9 protein-coding genes are annotated in these 21,413 nt (G+C 45.2%); 6 read left to right on the top strand and 3 right to left on the bottom strand.

Annotation, left to right across the window (positions count from 1 at the left end; genetic code table 11):
* Window positions 1–29: 29 nt before the first annotated feature.
* Window positions 30–656: a hypothetical protein gene (locus AC6CIF_RS27480; RefSeq protein ID WP_498202306.1), complete on the bottom strand. Its 627-nt coding sequence runs from the start codon at window positions 654–656 to the stop codon at window positions 30–32.
* Between the two features lie 580 nt (window positions 657–1,236).
* On the opposite strand from AC6CIF_RS27480, the gene AC6CIF_RS27475 reads away from it, so the two are divergent.
* Both AC6CIF_RS27475 and AC6CIF_RS27470 read left to right on the top strand, forming a co-directional pair.
* Window positions 1,237–3,918, top strand: coding sequence for an Ig-like domain-containing protein (locus AC6CIF_RS27475; protein ID WP_498202305.1), 2,682 nt, complete (start codon window positions 1,237–1,239; stop codon window positions 3,916–3,918).
* Window positions 3,919–4,275: 357 nt separating this feature from the next.
* Complete coding sequence (locus AC6CIF_RS27470) at window positions 4,276–6,399, top strand: 5'-nucleotidase C-terminal domain-containing protein (protein ID WP_498202304.1); 2,124 nt, start codon at window positions 4,276–4,278, stop codon at window positions 6,397–6,399.
* 58 nt (window positions 6,400–6,457) lie between these two features.
* On the opposite strand, the gene AC6CIF_RS27465 is transcribed toward AC6CIF_RS27470, so the two are convergent.
* Both AC6CIF_RS27465 and AC6CIF_RS27460 read right to left on the bottom strand, forming a co-directional pair.
* Window positions 6,458–7,618 (bottom strand): sensor histidine kinase, encoded by a 1,161-nt coding sequence (locus AC6CIF_RS27465; protein ID WP_498202303.1) that lies wholly within the window; start codon window positions 7,616–7,618, stop codon window positions 6,458–6,460.
* Window positions 7,618–8,301 (bottom strand): response regulator transcription factor, encoded by a 684-nt coding sequence (locus tag AC6CIF_RS27460; RefSeq protein WP_498202301.1) that lies wholly within the window; start codon window positions 8,299–8,301, stop codon window positions 7,618–7,620. Before AC6CIF_RS27460 ends, AC6CIF_RS27465 begins: the two co-directional genes overlap by 1 nt.
* Window positions 8,302–8,749: 448 nt before the next feature.
* On the opposite strand from AC6CIF_RS27460, the gene AC6CIF_RS27455 reads away from it, so the two are divergent.
* The 4 genes from AC6CIF_RS27455 to AC6CIF_RS27440 all read left to right on the top strand — a co-directional run bounded on the left by AC6CIF_RS27455 (window position 8,750) and on the right by AC6CIF_RS27440 (window position 21,111).
* Window positions 8,750–12,685, top strand: coding sequence for a LamG-like jellyroll fold domain-containing protein (locus tag AC6CIF_RS27455; RefSeq protein ID WP_498202300.1), 3,936 nt, complete (start codon window positions 8,750–8,752; stop codon window positions 12,683–12,685).
* A 376-nt stretch (window positions 12,686–13,061) separates the two neighbouring features.
* The gene (locus AC6CIF_RS27450) at window positions 13,062–19,046 is read left to right on the top strand and encodes a DUF7601 domain-containing protein (RefSeq protein ID WP_498202299.1); all 5,985 of its coding nucleotides are present in this window, start codon (window positions 13,062–13,064) and stop codon (window positions 19,044–19,046) included.
* A 22-nt stretch (window positions 19,047–19,068) separates the two neighbouring features.
* The gene (gene srtB, locus AC6CIF_RS27445; RefSeq protein ID WP_498202298.1) at window positions 19,069–19,845 is read left to right on the top strand and encodes a class B sortase; all 777 of its coding nucleotides are present in this window, start codon (window positions 19,069–19,071) and stop codon (window positions 19,843–19,845) included.
* A gap of 147 nt (window positions 19,846–19,992) precedes the next feature.
* Window positions 19,993–21,111, top strand: coding sequence for a GNAT family N-acetyltransferase (locus AC6CIF_RS27440; protein ID WP_498202297.1), 1,119 nt, complete (start codon window positions 19,993–19,995; stop codon window positions 21,109–21,111).
* Window positions 21,112–21,413: the final 302 nt, after the last annotated feature.

Raw genomic sequence — 21,413 nt, 5'->3', positions numbered from 1 at the left:
CCGCACACCATGCGGCTCTCCATCTAATTTTAACGCCCGCCCGTATTGGAAGCCCAGACAGGAATCCAACTGTTCGGATAATTGCTATTGGTCAGGGTTGTGTTATAGAGAACTAAATCCCCATCACTTTGCATGACCAGTGTGTCACCTGTTGTGTTAGCCGGTAAGCTGCTCCCGTGATGACCTGGAATCCATGAGGTGGTATTGGGAGACCAAGCAGCTACCTGTACAGAAGTATCAATCATCAAAACTTTATCCCATCCCCAACCGGTGTAATATTCGAATTTACCTGTAGCCGGGTTGAAACCATAACGATAACCATATTGGTAAACGTCTTGATATTTCATGCCATATTTATAGATGACAGGTTTTCCGTACTGTGATTCAAAATTGAACGAAAGAGCCCCACTGTTACTGGTACCGCTACTCCAAAGAGAAGAACCGTTTTGATAGATAACAAAGTTCCCGTCATTCTGCCAAATGGCTGAGAACCTGCCATCTTGGGAGGTGAGATAGTCACCCTTTGCCATGCTTTGGCCGATCGTGAGCTTATCACCAAGATAGCCAGCAGAAGCTGTTGTTGGTACGGCAAATGCAAGAATCAACAAGCAAGCCATAAGAATGCGAAATGATCTGGGGAAAAGTTGTTTGTTCATTGGACACGCTCCTATGTTTTTATAATGGTTAAAGTTAAATGCACAAACTACAAACCCTTACAGTTATCGCGTATTTCTGCACAGCATTCGGTTAGGTGTGGTGAAAGAGCAATCAACACATCCCCCAGTGGTAGTTATAGGGAAAATCGATTCACAATGCTCTCCGGGGTCACCTCCTTTAATAGACAATAAGTTGCTTGAATACATAGTATGAAAATGATATGTGTTAACTAGAGTTGAGGGGTTTGAGGTCCGAGGAAGCTTACTATTATAATTGCCCGTACATGTGATCACAAAAACGAATATGACTTTTTATCCCATTATATCAACTAAAAAGATAAAATACATAATTTTCTATTAAAATCTTTCCGGGCCATAGTGGAAGGCATAAATGAATACTTTTAACTAGTCTCACTCTTGATTTACAGTTAGTAGTTCGGCTGTGGCAAACGATTTATTTTTATTTGTGGATATAGGAATTTGAAAGAATGTGTCGAATGAATGATTAGATTGATTTGAAGTATTTCAGAAGGGTTTCAGATGATTTTTTCATCCAGAAGAAAGATACGAGGAGGGTCATATGAATTTTGGCAAAAGGATAGGGAGCTTGGTTCTTGTATTATCACTCATTACAGGGTTGTTGTACTTAAAACCATCGGATAAGGTGTATGCTGCGGCTCCAACATCAACAATTACAATGGATAATACGCTGCTGAGAATTGGCAACACATCACAGGTAACCTTTACGTTCTCAGAAGCGGTACAAGGGTTGGATACGGGAGACTTAACGGTTCCAAACGCTACACTGACTGCACCTTCATCTTCAGATGGAGGCACTACGTGGACCGCAACTCTTACACCTAAACCCGACACTACAGATGCAACCAACGTCATTACTCTCGACAACGCAGGTGTGATGAATTTAGGCGGTATTGTAGGTGTGGGCACGTCCACTTGGAGTAATTATACTATTGATACATTAAGACCGACAGCAACCATTGTCGTAGCCGATACGGTCCTTACCGCTGGGGAGACATCACTGATCACCATCACATTTTCCGAAGCAGTGACCGGCTTTAGCGTTGCCGACCTAATAGTTGAGAATGGGACGGTGAGTGGCCTTAGTTCCTCCGATGGAGGTATTACATGGACCGCGACATTAACACCAGCTTTGGGTATCACGGATGCAACTAACATCATCACGCTTGATAATACGGGCATTAGTGATATTGCAGGCAATACAGGCACGGGGACAACGCCTTCGAATAATTATGAGATCTATAACGCCCGGCCAACGGCAACGATTGTCGTAGCCGATACAACGTTGAATATTGGCAAGACGTCTGATGTCACCTTTACATTCTCTGAAGCAGTGACCGATTTTACGCTTGCCGACCTTGTGGTGACGAATGGAACCATTAACAATCTGGCTACGAACGACAATATTACGTATACAGCAAAATTGACCCCTACCGCCGGCATCACTGCTGGAACGAACAAGATTACACTCCATAATACGGGTGTAGTGAGTCAAGGCGGCATAACAGGTATAGGTATAACGGATTCCAATAACTACGCCATTGATACGGTCAGACCTACAGCAACGATTGACGTTACCGATACGACACTGACTGCAGGGAAGACATCGCAGGTTACCTTTACGTTTTCCGAAGTAATTACAGGATTTACCAATGATGACCTAGTCATTGCAAACGGTACACTGAGTTCCGTTAGCTCTTCCGATGGAGGCATTACATGGACCGCGATATTGACGCCGACTGTTGGCATCACGGATGGAACGAATATCATTACGCTTGATAATACAGGCATCAGTGATGTTGCAGGCAATGCCGGAACGGGTACGACGGATTCGAATAATTATACGGTTTATACCGCCCAACCAACGGCAACGATTGTTGTAGCCGATACAACGCTGACCCGTGGCAAAACATCAGTGGTAACAATCACATTCTCTGAGGCTGTGTCGGGTTTTGATAATGCAGATCTGACGGTTGCAAGTGGTACACTGAGTGCTGTTCAATCATCTGATGGGGGTGTGACGTGGACAGCAACGTTAACACCTCAAGCTAACGTGAACAAATCGGTCAATGTTATCACCCTTCAGAATAATGGAGTGTCCAATGGTGCCGGTAATGCAGGACAGGGTATAACGGAGTCCAATCCGTATTCAGTTTTCACTGTACAGCCCGTACAAACAACAAGTCCGAGTACTCCTTCAGCACCAATGGCTCCAATAGACAATACAGTCACTTCAACAACGGGTAAAATAATCGTTCCGGTGGGCAAATCAGGGTTGGTTAGCTTGGGAAAAGAGATTCAAATCTCAATTCCAGCAGGGGGATCACCTCAAGAACTGACTTTATCGATTGATAAAGTGTCTAATACCGAAATTTTGCTAACAAATAAAGAGATTCTGGCCAGCCCAGTTTTTGAGCTTCTGAAGAATTTCCCGGAGAACTTCCTCAAGCCGGTAAAAATGACATTTACATTTGATTCATCAGGTCTTAAGAGTCAGCATACAGTGGCTGTATTTTATTATGATGAAGTGGATAAAGCATGGGAGAAAGTGCCTGGCGGTATTATAAAAGGGGAGCAAATCACAGTTGAGGCCAATCACTTTACGAAGTTTGCTGTCCTTGTTGTTGATCTAACTAGCGGAAAGCCTCTCTTGAATAGTCCAGTTGAACCGACGATGGAAGCTGGCTTTAGCGACATCTCGGGACACTGGGCTGAAGCAAGAATTCAACAAGCTTTAAGCAACGGTATAATTACCGGATATCCAGATGGAACGTTCAATCCGGGGAAGAACATTACACGTGCCGAGTTCTCAGTCATGCTGATGGGTGCGTTGAGTTCACAAAAAGCAGAAGTGGAACTGGTATTCTCAGATAAAACGGAAATTGGAGATTGGGCCAAAATGGCAGTCTCGCAAGCCGTGCAAGAAGGCATTATTAGCGGTTATCCAGACGACACGTTCCGGCCGAACGCCAATATCACACGTGCCGAGATGGTAGTGATGGTTGCGAATGCACTCAAGGTACCTACTACAGGCAATGCTACAACGTCTTTTGCAGATGACAAATCTATTCCTGGTTGGGCGAAAACCTCTGTGGAAGCTCTGAAGGAACTTGGTCTTGTAGAAGGCATGGGTAACAACGATTTCAAACCTAAAGCGCAAACCACCAGAGCAGAGGCTGTTGTTATATTAATGAACATGATAGATAAAACCAAAGCAGAATAGTAGTCAACCGAGAAACATCTCTACCTCTATAAAGAGGAAAGCAAATTGGAGTAAAAGATAGATACCTCGTCGTCTGAGTGTTTTGAGATATTATATGAAGAAACTAAGGCACCCTGCAGGGTGTCTTTTTTTAGCCAGTGCCAGTGTACTATGTCGAACGTACCCAGTAGGTGATAGCGTAAGAAGAATTGAGCTGCGTGTCAGAGTACCATTAGTGAAGTTTTGGCTGAATGTCATGTTGCTGTTCTATCAATCTCCCAACTTTTTTACATCCATTTTATATATTTAATGATTTTTATGAATTGAACTATGGTAAAATATCTCAGGATCTAAAATTGGAGAGGGGTTTTTTCATTCATGTTTTGGAAAAAAGTTTTGGGCAAAAGCACACTGCGTGTAGCTACTGCTGCACTATTACTCACGCAACTATTGGGCGCAGCAGGTTCTGTCTCTGCCGCAGGTAACGATGTAGAAGTACACTTGATTGGAATCAATGATTTCCACGGTCAGTTAGATACGACATCAATCGTGGGTGATAAGAAGGCAGGAACGGCTCCAATTCTAGCAACCTATCTCAAAGAAGCTCAAGCCAAATATGAACACTCCCTACTCTTCCATAATGGGGACTCTGTTGGTGCATCTGCTCCAGCCTCATCTTTGGATCGTGATGAGCCTACCATGGAATGGATGAATATGATGGACTTTGATGTAGCATCTCTGGGTAACCATGAGTTCGACCAAGGAATTGCAGCATTAAAAGCACAAATCTTTGGTGGCCTTGATCCAAAAGAAGGTAAGGTAACGCATGCTGGTGCAAAATTTGATTACGTCAATGCAAACGTGATTGAAACTGCCACAGGAAAAACATTGATTAAGCCGTATGTGATTAAAGAAGTGGGCGGAGTCAAAATTGGATTTATTGGACTAGTGACGAAATCCACACCTGCCAAAGTATCTCCATCTGGGACAGCTGGCGTACGTTTCTTAAGCGCAGAAGAAGAAGTGGAAGCTGTTAATAAATATGCCAAAGAATTGCAAGACCAAGGCGTAGAAACGATCATTGTTTTGGCACATGATCCAGCAACAACCAAAGAAGGCGTAACGACCGGAGAAGCAGCTGATCTGGCAAAAGCTTTACCGGCGGACTCCCCTGTTGACGTTATCGTTGCAGGTGACAATCATGCTTTGGCTAACGGTGAAGTGAATGGAAAGTTGATCGTTCAAGCTTATTCCTATGGTACGGCGTTTGAAGATATCAAGCTGATGATTGACCCTGCTACCGGGGATGTAACTGAAAAATCAGCGACTGTTACAACGACTTTCCAAGAGGGTGTAAAAGAAGACCCTGAATCTTTAGCTATTATTAAAAAATCATTAGACAAGCATCCTGAGCTGACGAAGCCAGTAGGTACAACAGATGGTTCTGTTACCCGTACAGATGCCTATAATAACGAAGCCCCTCTAGGCAACCTCATTGCAGATTCAATGCGTGAAGCAGACTTTGGGGATAAGGCCAGTGCTGCTGACTTTGCATTTATGAATCCAGGTGGTATTCGTGCGGATCTGCCACAAGGTGATGTGACCTTTGCTGATCTTGCCAAAATCCAACCATTTGGTAATACTCTAGTAAAACTTGAGCTGACTGGCGAACAGGTTAAAACCTTGTTGCAGCAGCAATGGGGTACCAATACTGACGGGACACCTAATACCAAAACACTCCAAATCTCTGGTTTGAAATACACTGCAGATTTCAATAAGCCGGTCGCAGAACGTGTTACTGGTCTTAGTCTCGAAGATGGAACAACGATTGATCCTGCAAAAACATATACGGCTGTAGTTAACAACTTTATGGCTGCAGGTGGAGATAACTATAAAGTGCTGCTGGATGCTAAGTCATCCCTGGCAGGTCCTATCGATCTGGATGTATTCTACCAATACATCGTAGACACGTATAAAGGCGGTAGCATCGAAGCTAAAAATGAAGGACGTATCACAAACCTGGCTGCATCTACCGAGCCAACAGAAACACCTGTAACCACAGAAGTCATTTCTCGTGCTGAATTTGTAAGTGCTCTGGTCGACATGTTGAAACTTAACGAAGTAGCTACAGCACCTGCATTCAAGGATGTTGCGGCTAATGCTGCATATGCAGATGCGATTGCTGAAGCTACGCATGCTGGATTCATTCAAGGTTATGATGGAAACTTCTATCCTGATCGGGATATCACACGTGAAGAAGCTGCTACCATTCTTGCTAAATTGGTAAAAGATCAAGCGACTGATAAAGATGCTGCTACGATTATTGCTAGTTTCGAAGATGGTAAATCCGTGTCTGCTTATGCAATTAAGCCTATGGCAAAACTGATTGACAAAGGTATTTTTGCTGGAACAGATAAAAAATCACTTCAACCTAAACAAGGTCTTACTACTAACGATGCCAAAGCATTACTTGAAAAAGCAATTGCCGCAAAAGCTTCATAATTTAGAACGTATTCAAATCTTATATTAAAACAGGAAAACACATCCGATTGGGATAATACTATATCCCAATTAAGGATGTGTTTTTCATACTCACATGCTGCGGAAGCTCAATAGTAGGCAAATAAACGGTAAAAGTCGTACCTTGACCAGGCTCGCTCACGACTCGGATGAACCCGCCGTGTGCTTTTACAAATTGATGAGCGATCGATAATCCGAGCCCCGAGCCGCTGATATGCCGCGAACGAGATTTTTCCACGCGATAAAAACGATCGAATAAGTGTGCCAGTTCTTCGGCTGGAATACCGATGCCCGTGTCTATCACAGAGATACGTACATAGACTGCATTTTGCTCTACAACATTCTCTTCAATGAAGACTGAAATTTTTCCTCCTTCCGGCGTGTAACGAATGGCATTAGTCAATAAATTAATGAATACCTGCGTAATCCGTCTGGCATCGGCCACTACAGTCATCAGCCTTGGATTCGTATAGAGACGAAGGTTCAACCCGTTCTCCTCTGCTTCGTATTTCACGTCGTCCACGATTCGTTCAAGATGTGCCGTCAGATCAAGCGGCTTGAGATCGAGCAATAATTGGCCCGCTTCTGCAAGCGACAAGGCATGAAGATCATCTACAAGAAGGCTCAATCGGATCACTTCATCGTGAATCCGAAGCATTTCCGGCGAGACATGATGACCGGCCTGCTGATAATTTTCTAGCTTAAGCTGCATAATGGATAGCGGTGTGCGAAACTCGTGAGCGAAATCGACCACGAATCTTCTTCGGGCGTCTTCGGCTTTCCGCAGGCGAAGCGTCATATCATTGAATGTTTGGATGACTCTCCCATATTCATCTTTGGATTGGACGGGAACGCTCACCTCCAGATTCCCTTGCGCAACGCGCTCGAGCGCGGCATTGAGCGTTCGAAGCGGTCGCGTCATAAGATCTGAAATCAATAAGCTGAACAATAGGCCAAAGGATACCAAAATGACCCATTTTCCAAGCCATAGCAGCTTCATCTTGCTAGTAATGTAAGTTTTCAAGATCTCAATTTGGTCTCCCGGTAAAGCCTCCCCAAAAGCTGTATTGATTTCTTCCTCGTAAAATTGGTCAAACAAGTATTCCAGGTTAACCCGATTGGTTGAGGAATAAGCACTGCCGATAATCAAAACGAGCAGTCCCATGTAAATAAATATTTTTTGCCGTACCGTCAACGGCATTAGTGTTCACCGAATCGATATCCGAAGCCGTACACCGTTTGAATGTAACGAGGATTGGCTGGGTCGTCCCGCAGCTTGCGGCGAAGATTCCGGATATGGGAGTCCATTGTTCTTTCGTAGCCCATATACTCGTCCTGGAGTGCGGTATTCAATAATTGCAAGCGGCTGAATACCATTCCGGGATGCACAGCCAACGTGTACAAAATTTTGAATTCTGTCGGTGTAAGCTGGATCTCCTGATCGTCCTTGAATACCTGACACTTGGCTTCGGAAATACTCAGATTGTCTCTTTCCAAGAATGTCGATTTGTCTTCAGGTCCACGTATGCGGCGAAGTAGAGCACGTATGCGCGTAGTCAGCTCGCGTAAGCTGAACGGCTTCGTCAAATAATCGTCCGAGCCGATTTCCAGCCCGACGATTTTATCCGATTCATCCGATCGGGCAGTAACCATAATAATTCCGCAATTCGAGAATTGTCTGAGTTCCCGGCATACAACGAGGCCACTTTTCTCAGGTAGCATCCAATCAAGCACGACGAGATCAGGCCGATCAGACCTGGCAATGGCAAGCGCTTCTTTACCGGTACATGCAGTCTGTACTCGAAAGCCTTCCCGTTGCAGATAGGTTTGCATCTCCTCAAGCATGAACGGTTCATCCTCCACTAGCAGCACTTTCGTTTTCATTCCAATCACATCTTTTCAAATAGTCTGTACCTGAATTATACAGTGGTTTAACGCTCGCTTGAATATTTCCTCGCAAAAAGAGGGAAATCTGCATAAGATCTCGATATTTATAGACTAAACTGGATGTAATGGAGCAGAAAATTTTGGTACCCCCAGGGGTTCCATATGTAATTTGAGAACCAGAAAATGGAATCTCTTTCCGTCAACGAATGACACATTCAAAAAACAATAAGCCGTTGATCGTCTGAAATAGCGAGAGCAATCGAATATCAGGTGGAGAGGGATGCTGAAAGCTTTAACGTAAAGTTTCCAGCTCCATTCAATAATTGAAAATCCAAGGAGGATAATGATGACCATTAAACCGAAATATCACTGGAAGTTTGACGAAATAAATGGGAATGTAGTAACAGACAATATAAATGGAATCAAAGGAAATTTTCAGCAGGCTTTGTTCGAGGGACATGGAAGCATTGGGAAGGCCGTCTTCATACGGGGCAAGGGGTCTTATATTAATTTTGGTAAAGTGGCTGGTCAGTTCGGATCTGATGATTTTACAGTTGCTTTTGGCATGAAATTTAATGAAATACTAGGCAATAGTGATCTCGACATCATCGGCCAACGCTCGGTGATGGGACATGGTAATTGGTTTTCAGTGAGGCAGAAACAAGCAAAAATACTGTTTGAAGTCGATGAAAATAATAAAGGGAAAAATTATGCATTTGCCGAGACTAAAAACCTTATTCAGCATAAAAAATGGCATCATATAGCCCTTGTTAGAGAAGGGAGAACGGTCAAGGTATACGTCGATGGGGAGTTGGGGGCAGAAGGATCATCACCAACTGGCGTCGCCAATATTAACAATGGTACGGATCTGAGGTTGGGCGACTGGAAAAGGGGGACTGCTTTCTCACAATACGAGGATCTTCGCATATACCACACTGCTCTCAATGCCGCACAGGTGAAAAGTCTGTTAACACCGAAGAACCGACGCTTGTCTACAGGTGAAATCGAGTTGGTCGGTGTTGATGATGCAGCCGTTATTCTCACCCAGGATACAGAGAACTTAACTCAATTGTCGCCCAATTTTCAAAGACTACGGCTTGGTCCAAATACAGGTGTTACACTATATAAACAACCCAGCTTTGGCGGAATGGCTCAAAAGTTACAAGCTGACCTTACGGACATACGACTCTCGAAGCTGGCTGACTTCCCAAGATCGATCCGTATTTGGTCTGCAGTGGGACAGCCGTTTACGGGGAAGTGGATCATCAAAGCGCCCAACGACCAATACTTGAGCCTGAGGCAATCCTCTCTCACCACAACGCCCCGTCAGTCTGAAAGTGAGCTGCTACGCATCCACTTCAATCCGCTGTACGATAAGCCTCAACTCATTCCCGGCTCAGACGAGGCAAGCGCAGATTTTGTAATAACCCAAGGGGCGAAGCCGGCTTTTCTATTTGTTGATTATTTAGATAGTGACCATACACAGTTCTCTATCGTCAATGAGGAGTACAGTAAGTGGTTGAGACTGAGTGCAGACAACGCATTTAGCTGGACCAAGCAGCAAGAAGAGCGATCAGTGTTCGCTAGTGTCGTTAAATTTGCTGATCATGAAGGGCAAGTGGGCACCCTCTCGACAGGGGAAGTCGCCTTTTATGAGCATGTAGCCTATAGAGGGAAAACCTGGATTATGTCTGATAGTGCTACCAGTCTGCCAGGGAACTTTAAAAGCTTTAAAGACTTCACAGGTCTGGATAATACAGCATCCTCCATTCGATTAGGACCAGATACGGGGGTGACCTTGTTTGTCAATGAAGGTTATAAAGTAACGGAAGCTAAGCGGGAGAAGGAAATTGAGGATATTGTAGACAACGTTCAGGACCTCAGAGAATCGCAAGTAGGCAATGATGCGATCTCCGCTATTAAAATATTTAGAACTGTTGCATCCGAGGAGGTCTTAGCCTCTTATACAACCGCGCTGAGCCAGGACTTCAGAATGGCAGGCGACGACCTTGAAGAGTATTCTTCGTATCGAACGATGCTTAAGTTTACACCCGGCGCAGGTGAGGTAGAAGTTTCAGCAACCGATCTGATTGAGATCGAAGTAGAGGGGACTACCTATGAAATAGATGAGGAACGATCTGTAATGCTAATGCCAAATGTAATGAATAGCATTATGATTACTTCTGAAGCTGATGGCATCAACACTCCAGGGTTAAAGATCCGCACCAGCAACATGACAGCAAATGAGCGAGTTGTCATTTTTCCGAATCGAGAGGTTCATCAGCAACTTGCTAAGTTGGAAGATGATGCACTATGGAATGCGACTGATGCGAATGGTGACCTCATTGTCGATCAGAAGGCGTATAGCAAGGAGGATGTCACTAGTGTACAAAGCACCATTAAGAGGGTGATGGCTAATGTAGCCTATGTCGCAGAGAGCCCTGTTCGCAAAGGAAGAGGAAGCAACGGCATGAAGTCAGTCAATCGGGTTGTTTCCAGCGATGCCATCCATCATCCTTGGATGCTCAAGTTCGAGACTGTTGGTAACGTTAGTAAGCCCAATGACCAATCAGCAACGTCTGGATCTTCCTCAATCGCAGTTCGCATCCGAGAAGAAGAGATCAGTGAGGATGAATTTATGAGAATGCTTGATCAGGCTTCTACAAGTCAAGCTACGACTCAAGATCAAGCTTTAACAGCCGCCGGCAGAGGTTTTTTCTCACAGATCAAAAATGCGATCAAAAACGCCATCTCGGTCGTGATTGGGGCTGCTAAAAAGGGCTTTAACCTCATAGTGAAGACTGTTAACGGTCTGATTCAATTTGTAGTAGATACGGTTGAAATGGTAGGGGAATTCATTGAAGCAATTGTCGAAAAGGTTGTTAAGGGTATCAAACAATTCATTGAGTTCTTGCAATTTATTTTCAAATGGGACGATATTCTCAAAACGCAAGAGTATCTGGTGAAATCTATGAACGGAGCCTTTGATTTTGCTGTCCAACTGGCAGACAATGCCAAAAAACCTGTCTCTGACTTCATAGACAACCTGCAAGAGACCGTAGACGAGAACATGAATATCCTGGTTCAGACACTGGGTGGCGAGACCTCGGAGGCACGACATTCTCAGTTTGAGCTCCCAGAAGCTGCCGAGTGGTTCCTCTCCAAGCTATTGGGAGGCTCCGGTCAGCCTGGTGCCAGCCCGGTACCTGCTTTAGGGACGAATCTGGGTGGAGGGTCATCATTATATCAATACTTCTCGACCTTTGCTGGAGGGGCTGAAGACAGAAAAGATATTCTTCTGCGAGCTTTTGAAGGAGTGAAGGACACAATGGAGGGTATTATTGCAAACCCGCTTAAGCCACAGCAGGCACTGGCCGTTATGATTCAAACCATCAGAGATGTCGTCATCCAGGCTTTGGAGCTGGTTGAGGAGACGGCACTTGGCTTTTTGGATATGGTTAAGGAACTGGTGAACCTCTTTCAAGATTGGCTTACCCGCGAGATTAAGATTCCGTTGATATCGAAGCTGTTTGAGCAGATTGGCGCAGGGAAGCTTACGCTGCTGAATCTATCAGGCTTACTGCTTGCGATCCCGGTCACTGTCGTATCAAAGCTCGCCTTTAAACAACAACCGTTTAAGGATGGGGTAGCTCCGGATTTTTCAGGTCAATTGGCAACAGGATCGAAAGTAGCTTTGTTAGATCAGTCATCTGGCGAGCAGGCCTCAGATTCCGACAACGCTCCTGATCCCAAGTCGGATGACAAAAGCGTGATTCGCTCATGGGGGATTGTTGCGCTAGTAGCAGATACAATGAATGGCTTGATCACGGCTGGATTAGATGCCGCATCTGTAGAGAAGGGTGCTGCACTTGAAAAAAGTGGCGGTTCCAGTCTGGAAGTTGTGAGCTTGCTGCTCAGTATCTTTAGTTGGCAGGCTAAATTTATGACTAGTGATAACCTTTCGTTTCAGCAAGAGAAAAATGAAAATAGCGATGAGGCGCGCTTCGAGCGTATTTTACACTACTATCGAGGCAGTGTATTGATGCTAGATTCACTGTGTGTGTTTACGGGCGCAGGTACAAATCCCAAAAACATGCATCGTATGAAGCGCAGAGACAAAGGGCTTACCGGGTTTTTCTGGTTGCTCTCCGTCGCGGATGCGGGGCTGGCTATACGTTATCTGGTAGCTCTCCCTAAAGAAGATAATCCTGGCTTGGAGATCGCTAATGAGACGGTGTCCTGGCTACCTAATTTGTTGTGTCCTCTACGGTTTCTTGGTATTAAAGGTGCTCTGGCACTTGCCGGAGTAGACGTCGTCGCAGCTACGGTTACCGCAGGGCTTGGTGGGAAATTGCTAGCTAATGAGCTGGCAGAGCTGTAGATAACTGTGTGCTGCGAATGCAGCAAAAGCTTCATAATGTAGAACTTATTCAAACTTTATATTAAAACAGAGAAACACATCCTATCGGGCGAATGAGCATTCCTCTTAAATCAGGAGAATGCCATATCCCAATTTAGGATGTTTTTTTATGCTTAAAATCCACGATTCTATGGAGAAGTCCATGTCTGAATTGGCTCTATGCTCTGGTTACCGCGTAGTGTTCAGAATTTGGTAAGGGCTCTAAAGTAAAATGGTAAGGCAAGCCATATGAACTTGATGAATTTTATCAGTTTCTGTTGTAAGGATGGAATGGCCAAAGGAAAGGGAAAAAGTTTCTGGTTGCTGCAAAAATTTTAGAAGTGGAGGAGATTTTCGTTTGAAACAAAAACGCAATATAGGTAAACCGTTATTGTCTTTATTTCTGGCAATGTTGCTCGTCTTGCAGACAGTGATATACTCCACCGCCGCATATGCGGAGAGTGTGCCAACGGATTCCGGAATGGAAGCGGTCAGTGAATCTGACTCGCCGAGTGCCGATGAACCACTTTCGGTACCTGAGGCAGTGGACGACGAACCGCTTTCGACGCCTGAGGCAGTGTACGAAGCACCGAACAATTTCGTAGCGATGGCGGCAGTCCCAACGGACAAAACAGCGGTATTTATGGAATCTAATTCAACCTTTCCGCTGGAAGTGACACAGGGGAATGTTGTTATTAATCCGAACGGTATTATTCAGGGTAGACAGCCCTTTACACTCAAATCGGAAGGTCTCAAGGTACCAGTGAATGGTGATGACCCAAATCCAACTAATGCAGATCCTGATAAATACATCCAAAAGGGTGACTGGATCGAGCTGAAAAGAGAAGATCACTTCAAGGAAGTGATGCTGCCAACAGCTACTAAAACCTTGAATGCACAGACGGAATCAGGTACAAAACAGCTGGGTACCGCCTATTTCACTCCAAATAGCATCAGGATTGTATTTAACGGTGATGATTATTTTTTCAATGGGGTTGGACGAGGCATTGCCTTCGGCTTTGAATCTACTGCAAATGCAGATATAACGGGATTGGCGTATGGCGATAAAAAGCCGATCAACATCTTTGGTGGTGGATATCAGCTAGAGAACCCAGATGTTACAGCAGAGTATAACATTACTTTAAGCTCGCCTGGAATGATCAGATGGGATCAGTATAGCTATCGCGGAATTCAACCAGCACAATTTGTTGAGGGAGCTGTTACCTGGCAGTCAACCATATCTGCGTTTGATCAGTTTGATAAAACAATCAAATTGCCACTAGACGGAAAGACCTTTTATACGAATCCCTCAACGTATAATACCAGCCCTGGAAATGCCCGCGGCACCTATATGGAGGATTCATTTAAAGTAAATGACCAAAATGTAACTCCAGTCGTTGGTCCAGACGGATCGCTGACTTACACTTTTCCACAGGGAACCGGTCTAGATCCAAAGGTTGAATATAAAACATGGATTTCTAAGGAAGCTTATTATTACGAGTATCGGAATCCGCCAGCCAATCTTGGTCGCGGCCACCGGGATATGAATGGCAAGGTGGAACTGAGAAAAGACAATGATATGTTGGTGCAGTCAGGTTTGGAGATTTCCTTTGCTCCCGACTGGATTCAAGCCAGCGCTTCGTATGACCATGCGAATGAAACCATTACATGGAAGATCACGGTTAACCAATATAATAAAAAAGGGTTAAAGGACTTTACCATCACAAATGTATTACCGGCTGGGCTGGAATTTGAATCAGCTGCATGGCAGACATGGGTAGATGGCGCTGTATCTGAAGAAACGCCAATTACACCAGATTCAAACGGCATTTATTCCTTCGGGGATATTAACGGAAAAGTCGAATTGTTGATTAAAAGCAAGGCGATAAGTGGTTCCAGCTTCCAAATTGACCCTCGTGCCAACTGGAATTTGGATACACCAGGGGGTATACAGAACAACGATGTAATGACGGGTAAAAGACCAATTGCTGTGACGGATGAGGCAAGCGTCAGCATTGGCGCGCACACGTTTACAAAAACAGGCGCAGTATCAACCGAGGATTATAACTTGGGTAGTATCACGTGGACCGTTAATCTAGCACCACAGTATGCCTTACCTAACGCGGCAATATACGATGTCCTTGTGCATGGCGGTGACTTGAACGTCTTGGACAACGCTGTAGATGAAACCAGCGAGGTGAGTGCGGATACAATTGCGAAAATTAAAGCAAATAGCACTTCAGCGCAGCTTTGGAAGCAGTACAAAGCGGGAACTCTGAAGTCGAATGCAACCGGTTTGACGATGAAAGCTATTCCATTAACCGTGGACGGTAAAGTGGTGGCGGATTTGATCAAGGTGACCGGATACACCGAAGAAGCTGCATCCTTCAGCTTCCGTGCACTTGAGACCAACCCAAACATTCTCTTCAGACAGGATATTAACGCAGGGAAAGTAAGCTCGAATCGGGCTTTGCTCATTGATGGCGAAAGCGTAAAACAAGCAAATAGCAGTGCCAACCTACACCTGCATATGTTGAACAAGGATATGCTCTTTGCTTCGAGGCCATTAAAAGCAGATGGTACTTTTGAAAATGTGACGCCGAATAACGTTAGCAGTTACATTAGAAATGATAACAATGAAGCATGGACGATTTCTGGCTATGACAGGACAACCAAGACGGTCACATTCCGTTTAGGGGTTAATATGCCTGGATATAACACAGAAGAAATGGCTAAGGATGGCGGTAATCGAGTCATTAGTGATATTAAGCTAGTGGATACACTTCCCGAAGGCTGGGAATTCGTTCCTTTCTCTGAAACTAAGGATTTTGAGCTGTGGAAAGGATTTTCGGACAATGGTGCAGGAACAGAATATGGTGTTAGAAACGATGCTAGAACTCTAATTGAACCAGGTACTAGTTCTCATGTAGTCCATTTTTCACACATTGGAAACGAGGGTACTTTCACCTTCTCCAAGTTGGAAAGTCCTTATATCATTCTGGTGAAGGCAAGACCTTCCAATGATGCTCTGCAGAAGTATTTAGAGGAATACACCATCAACGGTACAGACAAACAGGTGCTGTATAACAAAGCCGATCTTCATATGACATGGGGTGGAGTGGAGAAGGTTGTCACCGAACAGCGCAAAGTTATTGTACCTATTCAGACCCTTGGAAAGTCGGTAACTAAGCCAGTTCCAGGAGTGCTGGAATGGACGGTGAACTATACCCCGCCATTTAACATGAAGCAGGGTGTTTATTTGCAGGATACCCTGGGTGCAGGCATGAATTTGCGTTATGAAGAAAACGGAAAGCTTGTGCTGACATCACCTAGTATGGCAGTCTATCCTGCTAAATTAACCGCAAGCGGCACTCTTGAACGAGAGGGCGCAGCACTGGACCTCAGCGACCCGAATGCTGAAGTTCAAGTAGAAGCTGTACCAGGCGCGGGTGGCACTACGGTTCTAACATTTAAAATGGACGACCCTAATCAGTTTTACCAGTTTGTGTACCAAACAGAAGTTGATCCATCTACAGCGAAAGCTGGAGACACCATGGGCAACGAGGTAAAACTGGAGGGCGATGACAATCTGAAATCTGTCAGTGCCAGAAGTGAAAGCACACTGGACAGTTCGGACGTGGCCGGCAGTTCAAGTTCCAATGCTCTGTTGCCCCTGAGAAAGGTAGATCCCAATGGCAATCCGCTAAAAGACGTAGAGTTTACACTCTATAAGAAAGACGGCGGAACTATAATCACCCAAGGAAAAACCGATAGCGGAGGGAAACTTAATCTGCTATTCCCTGATCCAGGGTATTATGAGCTGAAAGAAACTTATATTGACACCAATACTTGGCTGCCAACTACAAGAGTATACCAAGTATATGTAGGGAATACGCCAGGGAAGCCCATCTGGGTAGACGGGGTAAAATTAACCCCTGATAATCCGCTGATCGTGCCTACACCGGCCCAAGGCAAGCTGACCATTACCAATAAGGTGGAAGGCAACGGCAGTAATCCGGACAAAGAGTTCGAGTACACCGTGACCATCACCGGCGAAGGTAAGGACAGAGAGTATACCTATAAGAAGTCAGATGATACGTTTGGCAATATCAAGAGCGGAGACAAGATTGCTCTCAAGCACGGGGAATCTGTGACGTTCCCAGCATTGCCTGCGGATCTGGTCTATACCGTAACCGAGGACGATTATACATCCGTTGACGGTTATACGACGATACCGGGTACGAGAGAACTGTCTGGCTCAATCATGAATAAAGGTGATCACAAGGCGGACTTCATCAACGAACGGACCGTTAACAAGCTGACCATCAGCAATACGGTCATGGGCAACGGCGGCGATAAAACGAAGGAGTTCGAGTACACCGTCAACTTTGAGGATGCAGGCAAAGAGGAAAGCTACACTTACGTGAAGACGGACGGCGGCACAGGTACGATCAAGTCCGGCGGTACCTTCCGCCTCAAGGATGGAGAGACACTGGATATTCTGGGTCTGCCTAAGAATCTGAAATACACCGTTACCCAACAAGACTACACAACCGATGAATACATGACTACTCCTGAGGAACGGTATTATACCGGAGTCATGAAAGGCATTGATGAAGATGCCCCATTCACGAACGTGCGAGTTTTGAAGGGCGGCCTATTAATCAGCAACACAGTTAAAGGCAAAGATGAAGACAAGAAGAAGCTGTTTAAGTACACGGTTGCCTTCACTGGCGAGGGATCGGACGAATCCTACGTCTATGAGAAGTCAGACGGCAGTAAGGGCATGATCAAGAACGGTGAGAGCTTTCAGCTTACAGATGGCGAGACACTCATTGTACAAGGGCTTCCAACCAATCTTCAGTATAAAGTGACCCAAGATGACTATACGGAAGATGGCTATGTGACTGATCCAGAGAGTCTCATTCACATTGGCACTATTCCAGAGAAAAAATGGTCTGAAGCACATTTTGCCAATACCCGACCGTATCTGGAAGGCGTGTTGCGTAACAATAACACAGGAGAAGTCATTCCGAATGCACCGATTACGGTAACCGATCTGAAGACAGGCGAAGAAGTTCAGACGCAGACGAATGAGAAGGGTGAATATTCAATCCCAGCCGTAGCGGATACCGACTATACGATCAGATATACGAAGATGTATCGGGTAGGCGGTAAGGATGTGCCTGTTGAGTTTACGCAGAAAGCAAATGTGAACAGCAGTGTAACGGACGAGACTGTTCCAGCGGACATTACGGCCGTGGGGATCATTCTGTTCAAACAACTGGATGGAACAACAGTGCTATTCAACGATTTGTTGACTAACCAGATGCATATCTACTTGAAAGACAAGGATGGCATTTATGTTAAGGAAAACGGCCAACCTAAAGCATTTCCTATGGCTTCGAATGGAACTTTCTCTGTAGAAGGGCTAAGCGAGCAGAAGTACACAATGGAAGTTCGCTATCAAGCTGAGACAGGCGAGGAATTGCTCCTCAAAGTGGCGCAACTTGATGTTAAAGCTAACGGAGAGCTGAATATTTCAGAGGAATTAGTCGACCCTTATGGTACGGTCTATGATGAAACGACAGGAGATGCCGTCACTGGCAAGAAAATTGATGGAGCGAAAGTTACACTGTATTATGCGGATACGCAGCGGAATAGAGATAACGGGCGCATTCCGGGTACGAAAGTAACGCTTCCAAAGGTTCCAAATTTCCCACCGTACGACAACGAGAGCCCGGAGCAGAATAGTGATGCAAATGGCTTCTATGCGTACATGGTGTTTCCTGAAGCGGATTATTATCTGATCGTAACGAAGGACGGATACGAAACGCACACAAGTAGTACGATTTCAGTCGATTTTGACATTGTCAGGTACGATGTGCCAATGAAGCCGATTAGTTCTGGTGGCGGCTCCGGCGGCAATGGTAACAACGGAGGCGGCACCGTAACGCCAGATCCGGGCACGGTAACGCCAGCTCCAGGCACGGTAACACCAGCTCCGGGCACGGTAACGCCAGCTCCAGGCACGGTAACGCCAGCTCCAGGCACGGTAACGCCAGCTCCAGGCACGGTAACGCCAGCTCCGGGCACGGTAACGCCAGCTCCGGGCACGGTAACGCCAGCTCCAGGCACAGTAACGCCAGCTCCAGGCACAGTAACGCCTGAACCAGACAATGGTAACGATCAGCTTAAGAACGAGAGCAACGAGTTGGACGATGCTCCGAAAACTGGAGATAACAGCGTATCGCCATTCTTGTATATGATTTTGGCGCTGATGTCCTTAATGACGATCGGGTTCTGTCTGCTCGGGTACAAGAAGAAAAAGCATATCCAGTAATGGAAGGGAAGGCGGTAAGAAAATGAGCAAAACTAAAAAAGTTCTTATCGCTGTTTCCTTGCTTGTGTTGGTATTTTCACTTGTCAGTCTTGCGAGGACTTTCTTGCGAGATTATGCCGAGAAGCAGAAAATCGAAGAGTTAACAAAGGTTTGGAAAGAAGGATCAGAACAAGGTGGAGGGGATGCATTCCCCTCCCTTTTGTTGAATAAAGGCAATGAGCCGGTTATGCTCCCCGAATTTCGAGATCTTTACGAGAGGAACTCAGACATCGTCGGCTGGCTGAAGATTGACGGTACCCGAATTGAGTACCCGGTCATGCAGAGCCCACAGGATTCGGAGTACTATCTCAATCATGATTTTGATAAAAATGAAAACCAAGGCGGTCTTCCTTTTTTGGACGAGTCTAGTCGGGCTAATGGTTCGGACATTTTGCTGATTCATGGACATCACATGAAAAGTGGTTGGATGTTTAAAGATTTAATGAAGTACAAGAACGAAAGCTTCTATCAAGAACATGCTACGTTCCAGTTCAGCACGCTTTACGAAAAGGAAGAGTATGAGATTGTTGCCGTTATTCTGTCAAAAGTTTATCGCAAATCGGACGACGTGTTTAAATACTACCAGATTGAGAATGTAAGTACGCCCGCCGAGTTCGATTCATATGTTCAGAATATCCAACAACGCTCTCTTTATGACACAGGCGTAACAGCACAGTATGGTGACAAGCTTATTGTGCTGTCCACATGCGAGTATTCGACCGAAAACGGTAGGTTAGCGGTGGTGGCCCGAAAGCGTTAATTGACGACGCTGAAACACAAAATCAATCTGCTTTATTTCGCGTTCTCTCCTTAGAGGACGCGATTTTTCTTGTCCCCGAAACTTTGTGGGGTTATATTCTTTTGGAAGGCTGTTTATCAATATTGATGTTATGAAAGGATAGGGCAAATGACTGAATACAGAATGGCAACACCAGATGAGCGTGAAGAATGTATCGATTTAGCCAACTATGCGTTTCACTTGAATTTTGAAACCCTGATGCCCAAAGGGTATGGGAAGAACGTAGATTCTTCTGCCATGCATAAGGTTGCTGTAGATGAGGAAGGCAGGCTGCGCGCGCAGGTAGCTGTTTTTCCAGAGCCTCTGACGGTATGTGGCTATACCCTGCGAACCGGCTATTTGGGTACTGTATCGGTCCATCCACGGGCGCGTGGCGAAGGACATATGAAGGTGCTCATGGACATGTGGCTTGAGGAATTACGCAATACGTGTGATATGGTTGTATTATATGGTCAGCGGCAGAGGTATGAGTATTTTGGCTTCACGCTTGGCGGTGTAAAGCTCAAGTATATCGTTGGAGAGGCTAATGTGCGCCATGGCTTAAAACATGTGAACGACACAGGAATATCTTTCAGGCCTTTCTTCGAGATTGAAGGAGCAGAGTCCTTTGCACACAGCATCAACACCTCGCGGGTTGCTTATGTTGAACGTGCAGTGCAGCAATTGCCACTTATTTTCGGCAGCCTCCATCAAAAGGCACTGGGCGTTCTGGATCAAGATAAACTGATTGGGTATCTAATTGTAAACGAAACAGGAGATGAAATATCTGAATTTGCGTTGGAAAATGAGGCAGATATTTCGCGGACGATTAAGGCTTATATGGTACATAATAGAACAGATCGTATATCTATATTTACGCCGGAATATGACATTCCGCTGAATACGACACTTGGCAACATTGCGGAAGACTATGTTATTGAGACATCGGATATGTATCATATTCTGGACTTTGCCAATGTATTGGAGGCATATCTGACACTCAAATTCAAAACTACAGGGATAGTAGAGGGAGAATTCTCAGCAGTCATGGACGGTCAGCCGATTACTGCGCGAGTGGATGCGAGTGGTGTGACTGTCGAGCGATCTGCTAAGACCGATGCCGTTGTCCTTGATAAGCAACAGGCTCAGGCGCTTCTACTTACACAACATGGCCGTTATATGGCAGTTGCTGCGCCCGTTGGATGGTTTCCACTCCCGATATTCTGGTACAAGATCGATAAATTCTGACGAATCCAACGAGTATTAAGGATATATAAATTAGAGATGAGGACATGAAGGCCACTCCATCGTTGGGGTGGTCTCTATGCTGATCAACGACGCGGACTGGAGGGAGACGCTTTTGATCATATTATGGGGTTAAATCGACAAATTGATGTTTCTATGATAGGGTTGAAGCATCCCATAGGCATTCTACTCTTCGGAGTAGAGTGCCTTCATGTATATTATGGGTGCTTACATTAAATGTATTTTAAAATCCAATTGGATCGTATATGGAGGTGGTGATGCTATGTTTCTCTCTTTAGCCCCAA

The sequence above is a fragment of the Paenibacillus sp. GQ49 genome (assembly GCF_059759055.1).
The sequence above is the reverse complement of the archived record's forward strand: the minus strand, read 5'-3'. Positions and strand labels throughout refer to the sequence as shown.